The 16,943-nt window shown below is 54.1% G+C and carries 16 protein-coding genes; 2 read left to right on the top strand and 14 right to left on the bottom strand.

Annotated elements, in window-relative coordinates:
• The first annotated feature begins 104 nt into the window (after positions 1-104).
• Together EV681_RS06855 and EV681_RS06850 are read left to right on the top strand one after the other, a co-directional pair.
• Positions 105-809 carry a TetR/AcrR family transcriptional regulator gene (locus EV681_RS06855; RefSeq protein ID WP_128395315.1) on the top strand — a complete coding sequence of 235 codons (705 nt, stop codon included), beginning with the start codon at positions 105-107 and terminating at the stop codon, positions 807-809.
• A gap of 335 nt (positions 810-1,144) precedes the next feature.
• Positions 1,145-2,599, top strand: a complete 1,455-nt coding sequence (locus EV681_RS06850; RefSeq protein ID WP_165392965.1) for a cryptochrome/photolyase family protein — start codon at positions 1,145-1,147, stop codon at positions 2,597-2,599.
• Between the two features lie 275 nt (positions 2,600-2,874).
• On the opposite strand, the gene EV681_RS06845 is transcribed toward EV681_RS06850, so the two are convergent.
• From EV681_RS06845 to EV681_RS06780, 14 genes are all read right to left on the bottom strand, one after another.
• Positions 2,875-3,855 (bottom strand): Csu type fimbrial protein, encoded by a 981-nt coding sequence (locus EV681_RS06845; RefSeq protein ID WP_130303586.1) that lies wholly within the window; start codon positions 3,853-3,855, stop codon positions 2,875-2,877.
• Between the two features lie 6 nt (positions 3,856-3,861).
• Entirely contained in the window at positions 3,862-6,216 is a 2,355-nt protein-coding gene (locus EV681_RS06840) for a fimbria/pilus outer membrane usher protein (protein ID WP_128395313.1), read from the bottom strand.
• Positions 6,217-6,262: 46 nt separating this feature from the next.
• A complete protein-coding gene (locus EV681_RS06835; RefSeq protein WP_128395312.1) occupies positions 6,263-6,790 on the bottom strand; it encodes a Csu type fimbrial protein in 528 nt (175 codons plus the stop codon).
• 198 nt (positions 6,791-6,988) lie between these two features.
• Positions 6,989-7,708, bottom strand: coding sequence for a fimbrial biogenesis chaperone (locus EV681_RS06830; protein WP_128395311.1), 720 nt, complete (start codon positions 7,706-7,708; stop codon positions 6,989-6,991).
• 398 nt (positions 7,709-8,106) lie between these two features.
• Complete coding sequence (locus tag EV681_RS06825) at positions 8,107-9,300, bottom strand: M20 aminoacylase family protein (RefSeq protein WP_130303585.1); 1,194 nt, start codon at positions 9,298-9,300, stop codon at positions 8,107-8,109.
• A 150-nt stretch (positions 9,301-9,450) separates the two neighbouring features.
• Complete coding sequence (locus EV681_RS06820; RefSeq protein ID WP_128395309.1) at positions 9,451-10,461, bottom strand: L-threonylcarbamoyladenylate synthase; 1,011 nt, start codon at positions 10,459-10,461, stop codon at positions 9,451-9,453.
• A gap of 95 nt (positions 10,462-10,556) precedes the next feature.
• Positions 10,557-11,744, bottom strand: a complete 1,188-nt coding sequence (locus EV681_RS06815) for a 5-(carboxyamino)imidazole ribonucleotide synthase (RefSeq protein WP_130303584.1) — start codon at positions 11,742-11,744, stop codon at positions 10,557-10,559.
• Between the two features lie 15 nt (positions 11,745-11,759).
• Positions 11,760-12,308 (bottom strand): 5-(carboxyamino)imidazole ribonucleotide mutase, encoded by a 549-nt coding sequence (gene purE / locus EV681_RS06810; protein ID WP_278044077.1) that lies wholly within the window; start codon positions 12,306-12,308, stop codon positions 11,760-11,762.
• A 10-nt stretch (positions 12,309-12,318) separates the two neighbouring features.
• The gene (locus EV681_RS06805) at positions 12,319-13,200 is read right to left on the bottom strand and encodes a phosphoribosylaminoimidazolesuccinocarboxamide synthase (RefSeq protein WP_130303583.1); all 882 of its coding nucleotides are present in this window, start codon (positions 13,198-13,200) and stop codon (positions 12,319-12,321) included.
• A gap of 214 nt (positions 13,201-13,414) precedes the next feature.
• Positions 13,415-13,771: a helix-turn-helix domain-containing protein gene (locus tag EV681_RS06800; protein ID WP_130303582.1), complete on the bottom strand. Its 357-nt coding sequence runs from the start codon at positions 13,769-13,771 to the stop codon at positions 13,415-13,417.
• The gene (locus tag EV681_RS06795) at positions 13,701-14,084 is read right to left on the bottom strand and encodes a type II toxin-antitoxin system RelE/ParE family toxin (RefSeq protein ID WP_130303581.1); all 384 of its coding nucleotides are present in this window, start codon (positions 14,082-14,084) and stop codon (positions 13,701-13,703) included. Before EV681_RS06795 ends, EV681_RS06800 begins: the two co-directional genes overlap by 71 nt.
• A 148-nt stretch (positions 14,085-14,232) precedes the next feature.
• On the bottom strand, positions 14,233-15,297 hold the full coding sequence (fba, locus tag EV681_RS06790) for a class II fructose-bisphosphate aldolase (protein WP_128395304.1): 1,065 nt from the start codon (positions 15,295-15,297) through the stop codon (positions 14,233-14,235).
• Positions 15,298-15,415: 118 nt separating this feature from the next.
• Complete coding sequence (gene mog, locus EV681_RS06785) at positions 15,416-16,045, bottom strand: molybdopterin adenylyltransferase (protein ID WP_130303580.1); 630 nt, start codon at positions 16,043-16,045, stop codon at positions 15,416-15,418.
• Positions 16,042-16,884, bottom strand: a complete 843-nt coding sequence (locus EV681_RS06780; RefSeq protein ID WP_130303579.1) for a carbon-nitrogen hydrolase family protein — start codon at positions 16,882-16,884, stop codon at positions 16,042-16,044. Before EV681_RS06780 ends, mog begins: the two co-directional genes overlap by 4 nt.
• Between the last annotated feature and the right edge of the window lie 59 nt (positions 16,885-16,943).

The following is a 16,943-nucleotide window of genomic DNA, read 5'->3' as shown; positions in this document are numbered from 1 at the left end:
TAAATTTTAATATTTGACGAATCCGTCAAATCAAGGAAAATAATGGGCTATACAACCGGCAGCCAACTAGGGTTTAATGGCTGCGTTGCGACAGGGAGTACCACATGAACGACATTTCTACAAAGGCTACGCTCAAAGGAGAAGCGCTACGCAGTGCCATCCTGGATGTGGCGGCAACGCTTTTCATTGAACGAGGCACCGGCGGCACCAGCATCCAGGACATTGCCGAAGCGCTGGGATTGAGCCGTACGGCGGTGTATTACTATTTCAAGAACAAGGAACAGATTCAGCAATCGCTGACAGAGGAAGTGCTCAGTGCGGCGCGCAAACTGGCCGGCGACACGGTTGCCCGCGACGATCTTGACCCGGTGACGGCGTTGCGCGCGCTGGTCACCCAGCACGCCGACCTGATACTGTCCCGCCCTGCAGAGTTTCGCGTTGCAGATCGTACCGAGGCCGACTTGTCACCGAAACAACGCATATCAGTGCAAAATGCACGCCGTAATGTGCTTGAGAACTTCAGCCATGTCATAGAAAGAGGGATCCGGGAAGGCGTGTTTCGCATGGTTGACGCACATGTAGCCGCTTTCAGTCTGATTGGCATGTGCAACTGGTCGGCTTGGTGGTATAAGCCCGAGGGCAGACTGGATCGCGCCAATGTCGCCGGGATCATGGCTGACATGGCTGTCAATTCGCTGTTGCGTGATGCAGCAAGGCGACCCGAAGTGCCGGATGTAAGGGAATCGCTGCGTCTGGTACGTGAGGATCTGGATTACCTGGAAAAATTGGTTCTGTCCGACAGCAAATAACGCCCCAACTGATATTCAGCCTGCCCTACTGCTTTGTTGAGCCCGGTTGAGATCTCAATTGTGGTCAAATCAAACACAACATGTAATGCCCGAACTATCGATGCATGCGCGCCCGCTTGCGGCCAGGCGCCTGCATCGGGCGGCATCACCTCCGGTACGGCCTCTGGCCTCGTGATTGATCATTGGAAACAATGAAGACCGGGCAGAATCGGCCAAGTGCCCGCCGCGCAAAGGACTGCTGGATAAGAACACCAGCACAAGAGCGGTTCAATGTATTTTTCAGGAAATTCAGTTAAGCTCGTGTTTCCACGATTGTTTATCCAAAAACCTGACCCATGAAACAATATAGCCATGGTTTGATGTGGTTCCGTCGTGACCTGCGCATGACTGACAACCGCCCCCTGTTTCAAGCGCTGCGTCAATGTGACACGGTGTTCTGCCTGTTTATCTTCGACACCCATATTCTTTCTACCCTCCCCCCTGACGATCGCCGCGTGGCATTCATTGATGCATGCCTGGACGATCTGCAGCGCCAATTGCAGCAAGCAGGTTCGGGGCTGATCGTGTGTCACGGTACACCACAGCAAATCATCCCGGCCATCGCACGGCAGTTGAACGTAGAGGCAGTGTTTGTCGGCAGTGATTACGAGCCACAGGCAAAAGAGCGCGACCAGCAGGTTGGCACAATGCTGCAGTCGGAGAACCGTGCGCTTCTCCTGTTCAAGGATCAGGTCATTTTTGAAACCGACGAAATACTCAACGGACAAGGTCGCCCGTACAAGGTATTTACCGCTTACAAAAACGCCTGGCTAAAAACCTTGCACAGCGAACACTACGCTGCTGTGCCCGTCGAATCATTGGTGGGCGCATTGGCGCCTGCCCCGCAAGCACTGGCGCAACGCCCGTGCCTGGAAGAGATCGGCTTCAAACCGCCAGCGCAGCCGGTGCCGATGCCGGCCGGCAGCAGCGGCGCCCAGGATGCACTGCAGGATTTTCTGCCCCGCATGAAGGCCTATGATGCCAAACGTGATTATCCGGCTCTGCGAGGCCCAAGCTATTTATCTGTGCACCTGCGGTTCGGCACCGTATCTATTCGCACGTTGGTCAAGGCCGCCTTTTCGGCAATGTCCGCGGGCGACCAGGGCGCTGAGACTTGGTTGAGCGAGCTGATCTGGCGAGACTTTTATTTCATGATCCTGCATCATTATCCGCAGGTGGTCGAACACGCTTTCAACGCCAAATATGAGGCGATTGAATGGGAAAGCGGACCGCAAGCCGAGCGCCACTTCCTGGCGTGGTGCCTGGGCGAAACAGGTTATCCGATTGTCGATGCAGGCATGCGACAGCTTAATCAAACGGGCTATATGCACAACCGGTTGCGCATGATTGTTGCCAGCTTTCTGACCAAGGACCTGGGTATCGACTGGAAGCGCGGTGAGCAATACTTCGCGTTGAAGTTGAATGATTTTGATCTGGCCGCAAACAACGGCGGCTGGCAATGGGCCGCCTCTACCGGTTGTGACGCCCAGCCCTATTTCCGTATATTCAACCCAATCACCCAATCACAGAAATTCGATCCGGACGGAAAATTCATACGTCGTTATGTGCCCGAGCTGATGGCCTTATCCGGTAAGCACATCCATGCTCCATGGACGGCAGGCGATCAGATACTGGCGAGCGCGCAGATTGAGCTGGATAGAACGTATCCACGCCCTATTGTGGATCACAACGCTGCGCGCAGAATTGCGCTGGCCAGATATGGGGAATTGACAGAAAAGAACGCAATATGAAATATCCATTTATGCTGACACCCGATGGCCCGGGGTTTATGGTGACAAAGGTCGATACAATCGACCAGGCATTTAAGACACTTGGTAAGTCGTTGGCGTTTCACGTTGTCTGATCGCTCCCAAAGCCATCCGCATAGTGGGTTGCATTTTCATTCGTACTCATCCATAACTCTGAAAGAGCGAAACAGCCGATCCTGTTGAATGCCTGCGCGTGTTTCAGGAAAGAGACGGGAGCTCGACCCTTAAAGCTTACAAGCTAACCTACCATTCGCACATTAATACGTGATGGTTACCGTGATGGTATCCTTGTAATCGGCTGCCCTTAACCCGGCCTGCGGTGGGACGCTGCCATATACAGTCGCATTTTGCGTTAATCCTGTTGCCACGCCGGCAAGCGTCTCGGCCGTATTGAGCGCAGCCCCCCAGCGCTGCGCACGGGCCGCATCTTTGTACAACTCGTAATTGATGAACTGACCATCTCCCGCTTTCATACGCCGCTGATTCCCCATAGCATGCAAACCATTATTCAAGCCAATTTGATAAGGCGTGGCTTTGGTGCAAGATGAAGCGATCGTCGAGGTTGATGTGACGTTTGCGGAAAAGTTACTTGGATGAATACCGAAACTCAAAGGCTGGGCACTGATCTTGCAGGCGCTGATCAAGGTTGCTGTAATTGACAACGGAATGTTCGCAGGTGATAAATCCAGGCAAGGGCTCTGGCCCGCTACCGACACAAGCGCCATCCGCACGGTGACGGGCAGCGTCGAAGTGTACTGCCCAATGTTGCGTTGCATAAACGGATTGGCCGCTGCCAGCCGGCCATAAACGGTTTGCGAACCACTGGCAGTCGCAAGCAATCCGAGGGTGTACGGACCATGAAGAATTGTGACCGGCGGGCTACCCGATCCGTAAACATTACCAAATACTGTTGTTCTTGCGGGATTGGAATAGACGTTATATGTCAACTTTTCAGACGAGATGGCAGAATGGGTCAATACTCGGTTGGTCACATCAGCGTCTTGCGGACCTGGCCCGATTTCGATGCACACCTTTATATAGCTCAGTAAGGAAATCAGTGAGCTGCAGCTATAGCTGACCGTTGCGTTGACATCAAAAGAACCTGGGGACACCGGATTGATCGGCCCAAAATTGAGCGCAGTTACTGTCGCGGTACAGGCCGCCTGCGCCTTCCCGGCCACAAACAGCGAAGCCAACACGAAAACAAATGACAGGCTGAGCAATTTAAGCATGCGCATGATGTTTTATTCCTTGCATACCAGCGGCCCAAGCCGTGGTATCGTGTCTTCTGTATTAGTGAACTCAAAGCCTACCCGGCAGGTGCCAGAGGGCAATGATGCTACAACTTGGTTGCGCGACTGCAATTGTTCCAGATACGCAATACCGTCATAACCCACAATGGTTTCCGAGCCGCCATTGAGCACAACCCGTGTTCCCAATGGCAGCGGCTGACCGTTACGATCATGCAAAATCACCGTTGCCGCGCGGGCTGGTGCAATCTTAAAGAGGACCCGCGTACCCGATCCTCTTTCCGGCGCGACGGTCGTATTCACTTTATCTATCATCATGTTCGCCGGCAGTACCGACGGGTCAATGGCAATTTGATTTTTTTGATACGAATTCAAAGGCGTCACGATCAGCAAACCGCTATTATTGGTTGTGCCATAGTTGCGGTTCTCCAGCTGGACTGGCACATCCTTGACACCATTGGTCGAGACTACGGCAAACCCGTCTGTAATCTGCCGACTGGCAAACACGCCACCGGACATCAGCACCAGCGAACCCGTCGTATTCGCGTATGCGGCACTGTTGCCCCGGTCGCTCTGGACCCCGGCTGAATATTCGCCATAACGGCCACGATAATTTGCGCTTGCATACAACCCAGCAGACTGTCGTTCGTATTGCGACTGCACCATCCATGACAACCCTTCATCGTCTTCAGAGCGCCGGAATACACTGGCCGTGTAGCGATTGGTGTCATTGAGTGCGGTGGCCGACACATAGGCCGAATAGCGTTTATCAAAACTGAACGAGACGCCCAGAAACAGCGTCTGGCGCCCGGATTTGTTCAAATCCTTGTTGTAGTTCAGTGCCACATTCACTGTGTCATTGATCTGCTTGCTCCAATAAACATTCAGGTAGCGATCTGCAGGTTGTCCGAAATACTTGAGGTTAATGTAGCTCACGCCCAGTTGACCCCATTGATCCATATTGACACCAGCCGACAAAATCCGGTTGGTTTCAGGCACTTCTGAGCCGTACAGCGAGGCAACATCACGATAGGTCTTCTGTGCTTTTTTCAGATCAGTACTCACATGGAACCGACTGCCCTGCCACTGATATCCCCAACTGTACATGCCGCCTTTGACATGATTATGCCTGCTGCTTGCATAGGAACCGGTCACCACACCGAATTGGCCGAGACGCACGTTTACGCCGGCACCGTAATTGACCAGTTTCTTTGTACTTTCTGCATGAGCTTCGGCAGTGATTGCATTGGTAACCCCGTAGCGAATTGAACCTGAATACATGGGATCATGGCCGTAATCAAATGATTTTATCCCATATGATTTGCGCACATAACCGGCCTCGATGGACCAGTCGGCCAGTCCTTTTTTCAATAACGTTGTGCTGTTGTAAAACGGCAGTTCCACTGCCCGCTGCTTGCCCATTGCATCGGTCAAAACCAATGTGGCATTGCCTGCCCCGCTGATATAAGGCATCGTCTGAATATTGAAGGGACCTGCAGGTACCTCTTGTTCAAACTGTTTAATCCCATTCACATAGAGTTCAGCATTGGAAGGAATATCTGCAGACCCCAGAAACGACGGCAAGGGTGCGGTGGAAAAATACGGCTTCAGGGCAAAATTGCGACTCAGCTGAATACCGCCAATGCGCGTCGCCCGCGACCATGGTACTGCCGCGGTATGGGTATCGCCCAGCCGCAGGCTCACGGCGCTGCCAGGCCAGGAGGTTTCCCATTGCGTATCCAGGCGTACCGAATCGCTCTGCCCTGCAATCTGCTGAGTGCCTGATTCTTTCTTGAACAGCGCCGTATTGCTTAACACGCCCAGCGGGCTGAAAAACCTTAACTCGGAAAAAGCGCTGATGGATTTATAGCGATGTGTTGAGTGCCATGCGTAAATATCATAATTGAGCAACAGCCCTGTGCCAGTAGACACATCAATATCAGGGGAGCTTTCATTGGTCAGCTCGGTGGCTTCCAGATCCAGTTCATCCAGTGGTGCTGTCATAGAGATTCGCTGTACGTCCTGGCTGTAACGGTAACTGAGCCGATCAATATCATCCAGCGCAATGGGTGACGAGGAATCGTCAGGCACGCGAAAACCCATGCTGCGCAAGACGCTAGGACTGGCAGACAATTTGCCGTTTTTCTCTATGAAGGGGGTCAGATTGCCGATAGGATTGCCGTTCAGCGAAGTCTCAAGATAAACAGTATTGAATCCCGCCTGAGCTGGTGCGTAGCCATCTTTCTGGCGGACCGGTGGCGGAATATGTTGTGCGTTGGCCGATTCAGCAAGCGCGCAACATATCGTTAGCAGAGCAACAACCTTTCCCGGTCTTACCCATTCAACCATTCGCAGTCATAGTCATATTCCTAAGACCTATTGGTTTAACAGGCGATCAAAATGTCACTGTAGCCGTAATGGTGTCTTGATAATTTCCGACAGTGTAGTTGGTGCTTGGAACCCGGCCATATACGGTGTGAGTATCCTGCGTGCCGGTTCCCGTCGCAGCTTTGGTATTGGTATCAAGCGTGTTGCCCCAGACAGTCGCATAGCTCGCATCCTGATAAAGCTGATAAGGCACAAAATCCGCGGTATTGTCTGGTGCAGTGCTGACACCGATCATCCGCCGGGTGTTGACATCCGCTGCCGTACTGGCATGCAGCCCTTCGTTCAAGCCCAATTGATAGGCGGCGCCATTGGTACAAGTGACGACCAAATCAGTCGAACCCGCGACCTGCGTCTGGAAAGAATCATGCGAGCCAAAGGCCAATGTTGATACGCCATTTCCCAATGTGCTGATATTGCACGAAGGTGTGATGGAAATAGTAACATCAAACGTCGTAGCCTCCGATGCCGCTCGGGCACTCATGGAAACCAGCGTGACTGCCATCCCCACACACATGACCATTATCTTGGTTTTCATTATTATTCCTATTATTGGTTGGTGCTACATTTATGATAAAGCCCGTTGCCTTACCTATTGAGCCACAATAGCAAATGTGATAATTTGATTCAAGCACCAAAATGGCGCAATGTTGCATTTAAACAATACTGTTACAATAAAGTTACCTTTCAATCAATAACCAGAGCACTCGCTCAATCGCCCACGGTTTTGCAGTATTTACCTGATGCCAGGAACAGAGATCTCTATTGCCTTGCCGTTCATGACTGCTTGAAAGGTTCCCCCTCTCGAAAACAAACGGGTATTTGTAGAAATAGACCACTGTCTGCCACTATTGGCCAGCGCGTAACCAAACAATCCTTTGTTTATCGCAAGGGTCTGCCCGCTTTTGCTTGTGAAGGTCAAATCACTCAATTTTGCCCGGGTTGTTCCTGAATTGTTTACCGTTAACAGTACACCGCCTTTGGGATCCGCTGCCAGATACCAGCTCAGTTGCGGCGACGTGGGTGCATTGGCTCCGTGAATAAACACCGGGATGGAATATCTCAGGGCGAATGTCAAGCCTTTGCTCGTGGCGCTCTCCAATGGCAATTCATCCACGACAATACGGTATGAACGCTCTATCGGAACTGCAGGCTGCCCCACTTTGACCAAACGGACAAATTGTTTGCCACCGCCGGGGATTTTTGCCATGGGAGGGCTGGCCACGAAGTCTGTCGTTGGTGCAAGTACATCCGTTTTATGATTTTGCACCCATTCAAACACCCGAACCTGCACGTCCATTGCAGCATTTGAAGTATTGGTCAGCCACAAGCCATCGGATTTTTGTGTCTGCTTGATATCCAGGACAATGGGTGTGACCTGCAGGCCAGCCCCAATGGCAAATTGTCCGCTCGCAAATAAAACCGCAAGTACTATATAACGAAACAACGATCGCATTGAACAAGCTCCTTGGTATCACGCCAGATTTGAACTCATGGTAACGTTGATCATGGGTATTGCCAAGTCATTAAAATAACCAGAATGCCAACTCCAATCATGACAAAAGCAATATCATCTGAGCGGATCAAGTATCCGCCAACCGTTCGGTTGGTTGATAAGCGCAATTACTTTGGCAAGGCTCCCGTGGCGTTCAGCACTCGGTTCCACATGCGAGAAATTCGAGGAATATGATAAATACGAACCATGATGATGGCCCCATGTTGGCCGAATGACCAGCTGATGGTGCTCGCTACCCAGGCGCAGGTATTTTTGCGCTTGCCAATTGCGTGCGTCAACATGACCGCAGTGCGTCATTCCCGGTCGCATCGATACCGGGAATCGCTAGAAGTGTGCTGTTAGCTGGCTTTGGACGCCAGATACATTTCAGTCAGGCGAATCCAGTAGCTGGCGCCGATCGGGATCAGATTGTCGTTGAAATCATAGCTCGGGTTGTGCAGCATGCAAGGGCCCAGACCATGGTCCGGCTCGCGGTGGTTACCCTCGCCATTTCCCAAAAAGACATAACTGCCAGGCCGTTCGCGCAGGAAGAAAGAGAAATCTTCGGAGGGCATGACCTGCACATTCTCTCGCACCATCTCGGCGCTGCGCTCGCCATACAGGGACTCCATGACCTGGCGGCAGAACTCGGTTTCGTCGGGCGTGTTCACCAGTGGCGGATATCTGCGGTCAAATTCAACTTCGCAGGTACAGCCAAAGCTGCTGGCAATCTGCGTAGCCAATTCGCGCATGCGTTTTTCCATCACGTCAATCACGTCATCGGAAAAACAGCGCACAGCGCCGGCAAGCCAGCCACTGTCGGGAATGACATTATTGGCCGACCCGGTATGAATTTGCGTAATGGACAAGACTGCCGGGTCAATTGGACGAACCGAACGCGATACGATGGTTTGCAGCGCCACCGCAATCTGGGCAATCGCCGGCACCGGATCGGCGCAATCGGCGGGCGCTGCCGCGTGACCGCCTTTTCCAGAAACGGTGATTCTGAATACATTACTGGAGGCCATCAGCGGCCCGCTGCGATAGCCGAATGCCCCTTCGGGCAGCCCAGGCCAATTGTGCATGCCGAAAATGGCTTCGCAGGGAAACCGTTCCAGCAACCCGTCGTCAAGCATGGCTTTGGCGCCCGCGGCACCCTCTTCGGCTGGCTGAAATATCAGGTGAACCGTACCGTCGAAATTGCGTGTCTCGTTCAGGTAATGCGCCGCAGTAAGCAGCATGGTGGTATGCCCATCGTGGCCGCAGCCATGCATTTTGCCATCATGCTGCGAACGGTGTGCAAAACGGTTTTCTTCCTGCATGGGTAGCGCGTCCATATCGGCGCGCAACGCAATGGCCTTGTCGGCGCTGCCAGCCCGGATGGTTGCAACCACGCCGGTTTTGCCGATGCCCGCTTCGTAAGGGATACCCCATTCCTTGAGCTTGCGACAAATGACCTGTGCGGTCCGATTTTCTTCGTAAGCCAGTTCGGGGTGGGCGTGGATATCCCTGCGCACATCCACCATTTCCTGAAGATTCTTGATTTCTAACATATTGTGTTCCGGAGATTCCAATAGAATCATCATAATCCGGTTTAGGCCAACTGGCAAAGCGGCCATGCGTTTTCCAGAATAAACTGCTGCAATTGGCGTAACAGACTGGAAAATAAAGCATTCCTGACCAAACCCGTGGCCGGGAATGCTTTATTCGAAAGCGGCGGCGGCGCGCTGCAGGCGATCGGCAACCGCATCCCACCGCTGGTCTGCGGGCAGGCGCTGGATCAGCAAATGGTCCAAATTCTGCTGGTCTGCCTCGCGCAGCAGTGCATACAGGTCATGTGCATAGCGGACCGGGTCAGAAGACACCTGGTGCCACTGCAGCTGTGCAGGCAAGGCCGGTGGCGGCGCGTCAAACGCATAGATGGCCCAGCGCTCGTGCCCGGGTCGGGCGGCCAGCATGCCTTCCAGGTTTGTGGCGTCGAACAGGCTGAGCCGGGTTTGCGGCGCGTAATGGGCCTTCAGCGTGCCCGATGCACGAGGAACCGCAGCGTCCGGGCTGGCCGGGGTATAGCCCAGTACCTGCGCCAGTTGCGCGGCGGAAATATGACCAGGACGAAGCAGTACGACCGGCATGCCCTGCGCAATGCGCGAGACGTCCACAATCGTCGATTCAATGCCGATGTCGGTGTCGCCGCCTTCCAGTACCGGCATGCCATCAGCACATTCCTGGGGAAATTCGTCGCGTACGTGCTGGGCTTTGGTCGGAGACACATGGCCGAACCGGTTGGCAGAAGGCGCTGCAATACCGGCCTGCCCCGAGGGGCGCAGGCGGGCAAAAGCGCGGATCAGCGCCAGCGCGACCGGGTGCGACGGGCATCGCAGGCCGATACTGTCTTGTCCGCCGGTCACCGCATCGGTGATGGCCGGGTTTTTCGGCAGGATCAGCGTCAATGGTCCCGGCCAGAACGCCTGCATCAGCTTTTGCGCTTCTGCCGGAACGTCCCGCGTCCAATAGGACAGATCCGCCTCCGGCGCGATATGAACAATAAGTGGATGGTTGGCTGGCCGCTGCTTGGCCTGGTAGATTTTGGCCACGGCCTGCGCACTCTCGGCGTCGGCGCCCAGACCATAAACCGTCTCGGTAGGCAGCGCCACCAAGCCGCCTTCGTTCAAAACGCGCGCGGCATGGTCAATCGAGCTAGTCATATCGGTCATGGAAAGGTTCTGTGTCGCGTGGTGATCGGGTGCAATCCAGGATTGCCGGGACTGCTTCTTAAGATTACAGGGTATAGGTATACGGTTAAAGCAGGTCAGGACAAAACGGTGCGAATTCCCATTTTACGGATTACATCCCGTGCCCGTTCCTTGGCCTGCTCAATGGTGGTGCCCACAACGTTGATATGCCCGACCTTGCGTCCCGGGCGCGGCTCGTCCTTGCCATACAGATGCAACGATACACCCGGGATGGCAAGAATGTCATGCCATTGCGGTTCCCGCGCATGGCTGGCATTGCCATTGAACCAGCAGTCGCCCAGGATATTGAGCATGACCACGGGCGTGAGCAGGTCTGTCGCTCCCAGCGGCATGCCCGTCATGACACGCACCTGCTGTTCAAACTGGCTGGTGACACAGGCGTCCATCGTGTAGTGGCCACTGTTGTGCGGACGTGGGGCAATTTCGTTTGCAATCAGGCGACCGTCGGACAGCACAAAGAATTCGACACACAACACGCCCTGGTAATTGAGTCCTTCGGCAATGCGCAGGGCGGCTTCCCTGGCCTGCCTGGCCAGGTCTTCGTTGATCAGACCTGAGGCGACAACCGTACTGGCAAGAATGCCGTTTTCATGGGTATTAATGCCAATCGGAAAAATCGCAGTCTCTCCGCTGATCGCCCGCGCCATGACAACTGAAATTTCATGATCCAGCGGCAACATGGCTTCAAGCACGCAGGGTATTTGACCAAAGTCACGAAAAGCTTCAATGGCTTCAGTGCGGGTCGAGACCCGTTGCTGGCCCTTGCCGTCATAACCCAGGCGCGCTACTTTCAGAATGCCGGGAAACAGGGCGTCCTGCGCCTGCTCCAGGTCACTCACCTCGCGAACCTCGCAATAAGGCGCAACAGGAATATCCTGGGCACTGATAAATGCCTTTTCGGCAATCCGGTCCTGCACGACGGCGACCGCCGCCGCGCCAGGCGTCACGCGGCAGCTCGCAGATAGCTGCTTCAGACTGCTGGCCGGCACGTTTTCAAATTCCGTCGTGACCGCGGGCGTGATCGCGGCCAGCTCCCTGAGTGCAACAATATCATCGTAGGCTGCGGCCATATGCCGCTCGGCCACCATGCCAGCAGGACTGTTGCCGGACGGATCCAGAACAACGACCTTGTATCCCAGTTTCTGCGCTTCGTGGCAGAACATGCGACCCAGCTGGCCGCCGCCCAGCATGCCCAGCCATTCGCCAGGCTGAATGCGGTCAGAAAGTGCTATTGGTGTGTGCATTGCGAAAATTCTCTTTCAGTTCTTAGTAGCCGGTGGCAATGTCATCGCCCTTGCCGTATTGGTCTGTTTCTCGCGGAACGCGCGCAATTGTTCGCGCAACGCCGGATTGTTCATGGCCAGCATGGCAATCACATGTAGTGCTGCATTGGCTGCGCCGGCTTCACCGATGGCAAACGTGGCAACAGGTACTCCCTTGGGCATTTGCACAATGGATAGCAGGGAATCTTCGCCGCGCAGATAGCGCGACGGGACCGGCACGCCAAACACCGGCACCTCGGTCAGCGCGGCCATCATGCCAGGCAAATGCGCTGCACCGCCGGCGCCAGCAATAATTGCCCGCAGGCCGCGATCATAGGCTGTCGCGCCATAATCGGCCATATCTTGTGGCATACGATGCGCTGAAATGACCTGGGCCTTGTAAGACACGCCGAATTGCTCGAGCATGTCCGTGGCATTTTTCATGACGTCCCAATCGCTGGACGAACCCATGATGACACCGACCTGCGCCTGATCTGCCTGTCTTGAATCGGTATTGTGATTACCTGAGTTGACTGTTTCGTTCATAACGTCCTGCTTATCCGATCAGGCGGGTGGCCGCCTCACGATATTTGTCGGCCGTTTTCTGCAAAACGTCCTGTGGCAGCCGCGGTGCGGGCGCTGTCTTATCCCAGGGCTGCGTTTCCAACCAGTCGCGCACAAATTGCTTGTCGAAGGATGGCGGACTGATGCCCGTCTGATACGAGTCTGCAGGCCAGAAACGGGAAGAGTCGGGCGTGAGCACTTCGTCCATCAGATGCAGGACACCCTTGTCGTCCAGGCCGAATTCAAATTTGGTATCGGCAATGATGATGCCTTTTTCTGCGGCATAATCGGCCGCCTCTGTATAAAGACGCAGCGTGATATCACGAATCTGCTCGGCAACCTCTTGCCCGACTTCGCGCACGACATGGGCAAAGTCTACATTCTCATCATGAGAACCCATTTCGGCCTTGGCCGCCGGCGTAAAGATAGGCGCTGCCAGTTTCTGCGCCTGCACCAGACCAGCAGGCAGGCTAACGCCGCAGATGGCGCCGGTTTTCTGATAGTCGTTCCAGCCGGACCCGATCAGATAACCCCGGGCGACGGCTTCCACCAGCACAGGCTTCAGGCGCTTGACGACCATGGCCCGGCCGCGGACTTGGTCTGCTTCCGAAGGCTGAACGACCTCTTCGGGAGCGATGCCAGTCACATGGGTGGGAATGATATGTCCCAGTTTCTTCAGCCAGAACTCAGTGAGTTCGGTAAGCACCTGGCCCTTGCCGGGAATAGGATCATCCAGAATCACATCAAACGCAGAAATACGATCAGAAGCAACAATCAACAGTTTGTCGTCGCCCACGGCGTACATATCACGGACTTTGCCGCGTGCCAGCAGTGGCAGGGACTGAATATCAGATTGAAGAAGCGCAGATGTCACCGGAAATCCTTTGCAAGGGAAAATATCATGCGGTACGCCGGCGCGTGAAATACTGGCGCGGGCGTACGATCATGGAATAGAAATGGGAATAATCCGTTATTTTACCGCCATATGCCGCGCTTGAATGTAAAAAACCCCGCCAGAACGCATCGTCGTGGCGGGGTCCGCTAGCGGCCCGCAACATAAGCGTGCTCCCTCATACGGCAAGAGCATCTTACAGAATGGCTTGCAGCCCCTTGTCGGCGATCACATTGAGCAATTTCAACGCAGGTCCGGACGGGCGCGTATGACCCTGCTCCCATTTACGTATAGTAGAGGCCGTGGTATGTAAATGAAGCGCAAAGACAGGCTGGCTGATATTAAGTGACTCGCGCAACTTTCGTATATCTGTCGCCGTAAAATTCCTCACAGGCAACGGAAAAAGCGTATCAAACTCGCGCATTGTCGTCTTGCTGATCGCACCCACAGTCTGTAGTTCAGCCAGTTCACCGCGCAATGATTCAATGATTTTTCCTGTCACAATGCAACTCCTGTAGGACGCCGGTTTGCAGGGCAAGAACCAAATCGTCATCTGATAGGGCCAGAAATACCTGGCCGGCATAGCTTAAGGCCTGCTTTTGTTTCGGAGAAATATTGGACTGCTCACTTTTGAGAAAACCATGCAGGAAAATGTACCGACTACCTATTCGAGCCGAAAGCAATGTTCGGTACCCCCGGCTTTTACCGCGACCAGTGCCAGGCACCCGTTTTTTATAAAGTTTTCCACCCAAATCGGCGTCGATCAGCCCGTGCTCCATTTCCATGACCGCCCAACATAAAACAGCGTCAGGCAATTTTTCACGCAATTGCCACTTCGCAAACGCTCTGCGCTTTAACACTCTCATACTGCCACTGCGTCTTGCTAAATTATAGCAGTGTACCCGTTACGGGTATCATTTACTATTACGGAAACCCACAAGAAAAACCCCGCCACAACGCATCGTCGTGACGGGGTTTCCCTGACAGGCCGTCCCAGGAGACGGCGCAATCGTCTTATTTGATCTGTTGAGACAGCTTGCCTGCAGCATAGGCTGCGGCCATTTCAGACAGAGCAATCGGCTTGATTTTGCTGGCGTTGCCGGCGGTACCAAATTCCTGATAGCGCGCCACGCAGATTTTCTTGGCGGCTTCGCGGGCAGGCTTGTTGTATTCACGTGGGTCGAATTTGCCGGGGTTTTCGCCCAGGAAACGGCGAATGGCGCCTGTCATGGCAAGACGGATATCGGTATCGATATTGACCTTGCGCACGCCAAACTTGATGGCTTCCTGAATTTCTTCGACCGGCACACCATAGGTTTCTTTCATGTCGCCACCGAACTCACGGATTTCGGCCAGCAATTCCTGGGGAACACTGGAGCTGCCATGCATGACCAGGTGCGTGTTGGGCAAGCGGGCGTGGATTTCCTTGATGCGATTGATAGACAGAATATCGCCTGTAGGCTTGCGGGTAAATTTGTAAGCGCCATGGCTTGTACCAATCGCGATCGCCAGCGCATCCAATTGGGTGCGACGGACAAAATCTGCAGCCTGCTCCGGATCGGTAAGCAATTGCTCCATGGTCAGGGTGCCTTCTGCACCGTGGCCGTCTTCCTTGTCGCCTTTCATGGTTTCAAGCGAGCCCAGGCAACCCAGTTCACCTTCTACGGTGACGCCGACCTTGTGTGCAAGATCAACAACTTTCTTGGTTACTTCCACGTTGTATTCATAATCGGCAATGGTTTTACCGTCGGCCATGAGAGAGCCGTCCATCATGACACTTGAAAAGCCAAGATTGATGGCGCCCTGACAGATTTCAGGTGACTGGCCATGATCCTGGTGCATGACTACCGGGATTTCCGGATAGCTCTCTACCGCAGCCTGGATCAGGTACTTGAGAAAACCTTCGCCTGCGTATTTACGCGCACCAGCAGACGCCTGCATGATGACCGGACTGTTGGTTTCCTTGGCCGCTTCCATGATGGCCTGCACCTGCTCCAGATTGTTCACGTTGAAGGCGGGAATACCATAGCCGTTTTCCGCGGCATGATCCAGTAATTGGCGCATAGAAACGAGTGCCATGTAACGATCTCCTGAAATTGAAAAATATCTGAACAGCCACTATTTTAAGTGGGAAACCGCATATAAGGCGCTGGAACCCGCCTTTTTACCAAATTTACCAATTGTGACATCACAACTGTCAAGCTTTGGGCTCACGCCGGGCCGATTTTGGCCTAAAAGCCGCGACCACATCGTCTCGGGTCTCTATATAGGGACCGCCGATCAGGTCAATACAATAAGGCACGGCGGCAAAGATGCCCGGCACTTTTACTTTGCCCTGTTCATCACGCAAGCCTTCCAGGGTTTCCTGTATGGCTTTGGGTTGCCCCGGCAGATTGATAATCAGCGCAGCATGTTCAGCCGCTTCGCGGATGACAGCGACCTGTCGGGACAAAATGGCGGTAGGCACAAAGGCCAGGCTGATTTGTCGCATCTGTTCACCGAAACCGGGCATGTGCTTGCTGGCAACCGCCAATGTCGCTTCGGGTGTAACGTCGCGCCGCGCCGGGCCCGTGCCACCAGTGGTGAGCACCAGATCGCATCCCTGCTGGTCCACCAGCTCGATCAGCGTGTCGGAAATGGTCTGCTGATCATCTGCAATCAGCCTGGGGCAGATGCGAAACGGCGACTGCATGGCGCGCTCCAGCCAGGCCTGCAGCGAGGGGATGCCTTTGTCCTCGTAGACGCCGGATGTTGCCCGGTCCGAGACGGAAACCAGCCCGACAATGAGTTCGTCCGGATGCGTTCTTTTTATTGCAGTTGTATTCATTTCAATCCTGATACCTGATAACGACGATTTTGCAGACATGGCAACAGCTCGCGAACTTCAGCAATGCGTTGTGATGACAGAGTATGAACAGCCAGACCCGGGTCAGCGGTGGCAGTGCCCAGCACCATACCCAGTGGATCCACAATCATGCTCAGGCCGCAATTGCGTGGTGCAGTCTGCCCCGATGCCAGCACATAGCTGGTGTTTTCAATGGCGCGTGCCCGCAGCAATATTTCCCAATGGTTTTCCTTAAGCGGGCCGGCAAGCCAGGCCGCACTGACCGACAGCACATCTGCTCCCTGGTCAATAAGCGCGCGAGCCATTTCCGGAAAACGCAGATCATAGCAGTTGATCAGGCCAACCCGAAACCCTTTGATATCGAACAGACCCAGTTCGGCGTTTTCCTGGCCAAAACTGCCGGGCCGCACTTTGTCTGACTCCTTGAACTTGAATGCATCATAGACATGCATTTTGGTATAACGAAGCACCTGCGCGCCGGTATCGTCAAGAACCAGCAACTGATTGGTCACCCGTTCATCGCCCGGCTGGTCTGCCAGGCTCAGCACACCAACCACGATGTGCATGTTATGGTCGCGTGCCAGATCCTGCATGTAGCGAACAAAGGCAGGCGAGTTGTTGCCGGCCGTCTCGCGCAATTGCGGCAGCGGCGAGCCGAAAGAACACATGGACGCCTCGGGCAGGACCAGCAGTTGCACGCCCTGCTCTGCCGCCTGCGTTACCAGGGTGTGGATATGTTCCTTATTGGGTTCGATCTCGTTGACGGCAGCAAACTGGCCGACGCCAACTTTCAGTTGTGAGTTGCTTGTATTGGTTTTCATTGAGGCACCACCTGATTGGACTGTTTATTCAATTATGCAACAGATCGCATGGCGTGTGT

Origin of the sequence: Advenella incenata (genome assembly GCF_004217095.1) — a bacterium.
Lineage (GTDB): Bacteria > Pseudomonadota > Gammaproteobacteria > Burkholderiales > Burkholderiaceae_B > Advenella > Advenella incenata.
Note: the sequence above shows the minus strand (reverse complement) of the source record. Positions and strands in the feature narration are given on the sequence as shown.